A 6,833-nucleotide genomic window follows, 5' to 3' on the forward strand; every position below is an offset into this window, starting at 1 on the left:
TGATCAGATGATGACAGTCATTTTCTCTCTCAAGGGAATCTATAGACAAGTTGGCGCTCTTTGTCAAGTGTCTCAATTAGCTCATCAGGTGAAGGAGCAGGGCAAAGAAGTGCTCTCCCTGTCCTTCTCCCTATAGAATGAGATAGCACAAAGTATGATGTACCATGATGACCTTGACTGAGAAGAGCAGAAACTGTACACTGGAAAAGCCCGTCTCATTCTGGCCTGCCCACTGTCGGTGATCCCGCCCCTGGGAGGAGAGAAGAAGAGCCGGCTCGTGTAGTGATTTGCGGCACGAACCTTGATCCGCTACTTACTCATCAGGTGATAGGGTACGCGCTGTTTTTTTTGTGGCCGAGTAGGAACGGAGCCAGGAAGGAGGTTGGTTGTTATGCTCTTGACGGGAGCTCATGTAGCAGCCTTACGGGAGCTAGCAAGCAGTGAAGAGGCCGGCCAGGCTGCCTATGAGCTGGCTGAGGATGATCGCCGTGCATTGACCTATCGTGCCTTGGAGTTGCAGGGGCTGGCGGCCCTGGAGCTGCCACGCTCCTATCGTCTGACCTATGCCGGACGAGAGGCTCTCCAGCTGCTGGAGGAGATGCGCCGCGACTGGCAGGCGGGCGGCCTCAGACTCGATGAGCGCGGACAGCATCTTCTGGCGGGTGAGTACGAGGACGGAGAGCAAAACTGGCGTTTCTTGGGGTCGGATATTCTGGCAGCGCTGCAGGCTGCCGAGCACGCTGGTGGAAGAGTGGGGCCGGCGACCGCGGACTTGCTGCAGGCCCGTGGTCTGACCGAGGAGGCGAGCGATCCGCTCCATAAGAGCGTGGTGCAGCGCCTGAATCGGCATGGACGGGCCTGGCTCGACTTCGCGCGGCGCCATCGGCCCCGTTTGGAGATCGATGGAGAGCTGGCCAACGCCATTCAGCGCATGATTCCGGGCTACAGTGGGCGTCCGGCTCCCGGCTTAGCGGGAGACTTCATTGATCTGCTGGAGGCAATGGAGCTGATCACCTGGTCGCTGCCCGATGGACGGTTCTATGCCCTGACGGCGCTGGGTGAGGCTGTCTATGAGGCGCTGCGCAAGGGAGGCTATGCACTCGGGGCCGTCGTCCTTGACGAGCCTACTCTCAAGCTGCTGGCTCTCCTGGTAGATCGCGGCTGCGAGGCTCTCACAGCTGACCAGAGCGAGCGGCTTCAGGAACTGGGTTTTATGGGGTTGGATGGCCATATCACGCCTGCTGGCGAGGCAGCTCTGCGCGCCTACGCTCTCCTGCAGAGTGAGCGGCCCGTCTCGGTGCGGACTTTCGCCCTCACAGAGGCCGAAGTCGAGGTCTTGCTGGCGCTCCACCAGCTTGCAGCTCGCCAGGAGAACGGCGGCCCTCCTCCTGATCTGGAGCGTCTGCGCAAAACGCTTGTAGAGCAGCTGGCCGAACGCTATCGGGAGATCGTCGGACGTTATGGCCGGCGTCTGGAAGAGCGCTCGGCCCTGAAGCGACGTGCTGTGGAGCTGCTGGAGGAGCTACGTAGCCGCGATGAGTGGTTTGATTCACTGTGGGACCTCGAGGAGCTGGTCGCCAGTCTAGAGGCCCTGACACTGGTGCGGACCGAGAGTGATGGCGAGCGGACGCTCTATCGGCTGACACCCTATGGCCAGCGTGTGGTCGAGGAGCAGCAGCAGGAGCAGATACGCGCTATCTCCTCGACGGCGGTCAAAGCCGTGAGCATGGCTGTGACGCGCTGGACAGGGCTGGCAACTTCCTGGGTGGAGCGAGCGCGTGAGGAGGGCCTCGTCGGTAGTGGAGGAGGCGTGACCCGTGCGGGCCGGCTCTACTCCTGGTTGGCTGAGCATTGCCCGCGCCAGCCAATGCTGACGCGAGTGGAGGCCGAAGTGCTGGCCAACCTGCCAGAGACGGAGCCAGGGCCATTTGTCTCGGAGTACCAGGCGTCTCTAGAGGGGGAACGCCTGGCCTGGGCGCTGGATAAGCTGGAGGCACATGGACTGATTGACCGCCTGGCAGACGGGCAGATTGTGCGCACAGAAGCGGGCCGGTTGCTAGCGCGAGCGGTGGCAGGGGCGACAAAGCTGGCTCATCCCATTACGCCACGCATTGTGCGTCTGCTTGAGGCCATGCGCCAGGTCGGAACGCTCTATGTCAAGGAGCAAAAGGTTCGTCTTCAGCCGGAGCAGTGGAAGGAAGTGGAGCGCCTCACGGGCCTGGGGCCGCAGGAGTTCCTGGAAACGCGACATGTAGCGCGTATGGGCCATTATATTGGTGAGGTAACGCTTAACGAGGCCGGGCTAGAGGTGCTGGAGGCGGCTGCCCTGCTTCAGCAGCGCGTCTGAGCAGAGCGGCTCGGGGAAGTTGTTCGACCTTTTGTCTTGTCCGCACTCCTCTGGCGAGAGGAGGGTAGACAGCCCGGAGGACAGCACTGGCTGAAAGGCTGTCCGGCCTCTCAGCTGCCAACCAGCCAGGCTATTGATCCGGTCAGGCTGGTTGGCAGCCTGCCCTTCTATCCGGCACCGGCAGACGCCATTGATCAGGCCAGGCAGCTTAGCCCTTGACGACGATGATCGGGCGTAGTCGAGCAACCAGCCTGGCCAGGCCGGCGTTGTGAACGACGCGCACCACCTGCTCGGCATCCTTATAAGCCAAAGGCGCCTCTTCAGCCAGCAGGCCCTTGCTGTGCACCCGCACCGCGATGCCTTTCGCCTCCAACTGGGCCATCAAGTCTTTGCTGCTGATAGCTTTCTTGGCCGCCGTCCGGCTGCGCTGGCGTCCGGCGCCGTGGCAGGTTGTCCCAAAGCTCTGCTCCATCGAGCCAGGGGCACCGACGAGGACGAACGAGTAGCGTCCCATGTCGCCCGGGATCAGCACCGGCTGGCCCACCGCGCGATACTTCTCAGGAACAGCAGGATGCCCGGCAGGAAAGGCGCGCGTGGCCCCTTTGCGATGGACGCAGACGCGCTGCAGCTCGCCGTTGATGCGGTACTCCTCAATCTTGGCGATATTATGACATACATCGTAGACCAGCGGCATCTCTGCAGGCCGCGCCTGGCGCCCGAAGACTCTGGAAAAAGCCTGGCGCACGCCGTGCATGAGTAACTGGCGGTTGGCCCAGGCAAAGTTTGCCCCGCAGGCCATAGCCCCCAGATAGGATTTGCCCAGATCCGAGCGCAGCGGCAGACAGGCCAGCTGTCGATCGACAAGCTTGAAGCCAAAGTCCTTCTGCTTGCTCTCAGCAACGCGAATGTAATCCTCGGCAATCTGGTGCCCAAATCCCCGGGACCCGCAGTGAATGGTCGTCACGACCTGGTCCTTGTAGAGGCCAAGTGCTCGCGCCGCCTCTTCGTCGTAGATGTAATCGACGACCTGGACCTCGCAGAAGTGATTACCGGCGCCCAGGCTCCCGAGCTGGTTGACGCCGCGCTGGATGGCCGTCGTTGAGACGGCTTCAGGACTGGCTCCCGTCAAACAGCCTCCTTCCTCGGTGACTTCCAGGTCCTCCGGAAAGCCATAGCCCTGTTCCACAGCCCAGGCCGCCCCCCGCACCATAACCTCCCGCAGCTCTCTTTCGCTCAGGCTGCGCATGCCCTTGCCGCCCACACCCGAGGGCAGATGCTGGAAGAGTTCATCGGCCAGGCGATCGGCCTTCCCTTTCACTTCCTGATAGCTCAGACCCGTAGCAAGCAAGCGCACCCCACAGTTGATATCGAAGCCGATCCCTCCTGGGGAAACCACTCCTGTTTCAACATCGGTGGCAGCTACGCCCCCGACAGGGAAGCCATAGCCCCAATGGATATCAGGCATGGCCAGCGAGTAGCCGACAATGCCCGGCAGCGTGGCCACATTGGCTACCTGCTGCAGCGAGTTGTCCTGGCGAATCTGTTCGATGAGAACGTCATCGGCATAGACAATGCCCGGCACGCGCATCTCCGGCTGGTAGCTCTGGGGGATGCGCCAGCGATAGGCATCAATCCGCTGGAGAGGAACCTTCACCCCGGTATCGCTCATCGTGAATCCCTCCTTGCTCTTCTTGTGCTTGCCTCAACTTTGCTTCAAAGGAGAAACGTGGGCTGCTTGCGCTGTTACTGCCAACCAGCCAGCGGTGGGATAGCGCGCGACAGTCCGTTCTTCGCTGGTCAACGACCTTTATGGAAGACGACGCCATTGGACCAGTCGAGTCCCGAGCACGGCACGGGGTCATTTGACAGGAGGGCCAAGGGATCGGTAGCAGTGAACAGCAAGGCACTCTCTCCCTCCTGCGAGCACCTGGCTATGGATAGCTGAGGAGATAGCAGGGCCTGGGTGAGTGAAGCAGGAGAGCGACAGGCGCACACAGAGACGCGGTAGCGCTTCCGGCGAGCAGGGCCGAGGAGAGGACTAGATGTCGAAGATGATGCGTGCCCGATAGCCGTTAGCGGTGGAGACAACCTCGGCCTGATGCCAGGTGACCGCCTTGATGGCACTGCTCAGCTCGTGGCGTTGCTCATCATATGGCTCGCCGCTCGCACGCGCCTTCATCTTCAGCTGGGTCTCGGAGAAGTCCTCAATCTCGAACTGGCGAAAGAGCAAGAACTCGGTATCGAACAGGAAGATCAGACGACTTAGCCAGGCAATCAGCAGCGAGACCAGATCGTCCCCCTCAACCTCCACCTCCCGTCTGATTCTGGGCTCGACCTGCTCCAGAGGCACCATCAGGCTCTCCATCCCCTCTGCTGCATGGATGAAGAGTTCCGGCAGTGTCCGCCCATAGACCTGCAATCCGACGTCTGCCGTGTGCTCGAAGACTTCAAACGGCAGCTCATCCATAGCTCTGCCCACTTTCTGCCACCTGGGATTGTACTCCCTGCTTGCATCTGGGCAAGCGCTGGTCAGCGTGTGGCACTTCTCCACCTCGGAGACACCGCTCTGGTATTGTGTTTCATGGCTGCCTCCTTCCCGAATGCCGGCCAGTCCGCTGCATTCAAACACCACGTTTCGATGGTAGCAGCAGATTTGCGCTTTGTCAAGATGAGGGGGAGCGCAGATGCTGCTGGGCCGCGCTCTCCCCTGCTCCCTGTTATGCCGCTCAAGTAGAGCGCAGCCCAGCGCCGCAGTCTCATAAAGCGGGGAGCGATGCGGGTGTGGGTGCGGCGGGGTGCTAGCTAGCAGGTTCGCTCCCGGCTGTGAGCCCAGAACTCCAGCAGGTCGCTGCGGGTGACAATGCCTTCGAGCTGGGAACCTTGCATGACGGCCACCGCCGATTGACCACTCCGAAAGAGGGTATAGGCTTCCTGGATAGGGGCATCAGCGGGCAGCTCGGGAAAAGGTGGGCCTTGGAGCGAGCCGACCGTCTTCTCGCTCAGCGCTTCTCCGCTTGCCAGATGCAGGAGCAGCAGATCCTCGGTCAGGCTGCCCACCATGCGCCCGTTCTCCATCACAGGCGTCTGGCTGATCCCATAGCGACGGAGCAGCTGAACAGCATCAGCGATCGAGTCCTGGGGGGCGACGCTGACAACCAGCGGCATGCTACCCTCATGCGTGCGCCGATAAGTGAGCACGTCCCGCAGTGTTGGCTGCTCACTCTCAGCCTGCATGAGCAGGTTGTTCTCGCGCATCCAGGTGTCGTTAAACTGCTTGCTCAGGTAGCCACGTCCGGTATCGGGGAAGAGCACCACAACGACATCATTGGGAGTGAGCCGGCGTGCGTAGGTAAGAGCTGCCGCCAGCGCGGTGCCCGAGGAGCCACCAACGAGAATCCCTTCTTCGCGAGCCAGGCGCCGGGCCCAGTAGAAGGAGATGCGATCTTCGACGCGAATGACTTCATCGACGATGGAGGGATCGTAATTCTTGGGAAAGACCTCCATACCAATGCCCTCGACTTTGTAGGGCTTGGGAGTGTCGCCCGAGTAGACAGAGCCTGCCGGGTCGGCGCCGATGACCTTGATAGCCGGATTCTGCTCCTTGAGATAGCGAGCGGTACCGGTGATGGTGCCGCCGGTGCCAATGCCCGCCACAAAGGCCGTGATGCGCCCGGCGGTATCGCGCCAGATCTCAGGTCCAGTGCTGGCATAGTGAGCAGCCGGATTGGCGGGGTTGGAATACTGATCGGGACAGCAGGCCCCGGGAATCTCCTTAGCGAGACGATGGGCCACGTTCTTGTAATGCTCGGGCGAATCGGGGGGCACGGTACTCGGGCAGATGACAACTTCAGCCCCATAGGCCCGCAGCAAGCTGCGCTTCTCTTCGCTGACTTTGTCCGTCATGACAAAGATGCAGTGGTAGCCTTTGATGGCGGCAGCTATGGCCAGGCCATGACCGGTATTGCCGCTGGTGGGTTCGACAATGGTCCCCCCAGGACGCAGCAGGCCCTGACGCTCACAGTATTCGATCATTGCCGGTCCGATACGGTCTTTGACGCTGCCGCCAGGATTGAGCATCTCGATCTTGGCGAGCACAAGGGGGGGAACATCGGCAGCGACTTTGCGCAGGCGCACCAGTGGGGTGTTGCCGATGGCATCGAGGATGGAATCATAGTAGCGCATGTCTCCTGGAGCGGGTTCAGCCGCATGCTTCTCCTGCATATCTCCACGCTTCCTCTCTGCAGCAGTTACTGGCCTTCTTTCGTTGGGTGGGCACGTGTTGGATAAGAGAGATGAGACCCGACCCGGCCCACCACGCAAGCGACGCACCCAGTGGACCGGGACCTGCTTGATCTCGTAGCCACAGTATAGCATGAGGAAACGTAGCCTGGCCAGAGGCCCAGAAGCATGGCTATCAGCAGAGCAAGTGTCAGGCTGGCAGAGGAGAGTGACCTCCCCCCTCCAGGCCTGGGTGTTGCTGCTATGA

Annotated in this window: 4 protein-coding genes; 1 reads left to right on the forward strand and 3 read right to left on the reverse strand. The window is 61.2% G+C overall.

The annotated features are described in order from the left end of the window. Positions 1–391: 391 nt before the first annotated feature. Positions 392–2,347, forward strand: a complete 1,956-nt coding sequence (locus IRZ31_RS19100; protein WP_297156634.1) for a DUF505 domain-containing protein — start codon at positions 392–394, stop codon at positions 2,345–2,347. A gap of 208 nt (positions 2,348–2,555) precedes the next feature. Here the strand turns inward: IRZ31_RS19100 and IRZ31_RS19105 are convergent, their stop codons facing one another. The 3 genes from IRZ31_RS19105 to IRZ31_RS19115 all read right to left on the reverse strand — a co-directional run bounded on the left by IRZ31_RS19105 (position 2,556) and on the right by IRZ31_RS19115 (position 6,529). Then, positions 2,556–4,016 carry an RtcB family protein gene (locus tag IRZ31_RS19105; protein WP_297156637.1) on the reverse strand — a complete coding sequence of 487 codons (1,461 nt, stop codon included), beginning with the start codon at positions 4,014–4,016 and terminating at the stop codon, positions 2,556–2,558. A 369-nt stretch (positions 4,017–4,385) separates the two neighbouring features. Further along, positions 4,386–4,814 carry an archease gene (locus IRZ31_RS19110; protein WP_112426674.1) on the reverse strand — a complete coding sequence of 143 codons (429 nt, stop codon included), beginning with the start codon at positions 4,812–4,814 and terminating at the stop codon, positions 4,386–4,388. Between the two features lie 335 nt (positions 4,815–5,149). Beyond that, a complete protein-coding gene (locus tag IRZ31_RS19115; protein ID WP_112433973.1) occupies positions 5,150–6,529 on the reverse strand; it encodes a cystathionine beta-synthase in 1,380 nt (459 codons plus the stop codon). Between the last annotated feature and the right edge of the window lie 304 nt (positions 6,530–6,833).

This window comes from Thermogemmatispora sp., from assembly GCF_019683635.1.
GTDB lineage: Bacteria > Chloroflexota > Ktedonobacteria > Ktedonobacterales > Ktedonobacteraceae > Thermogemmatispora.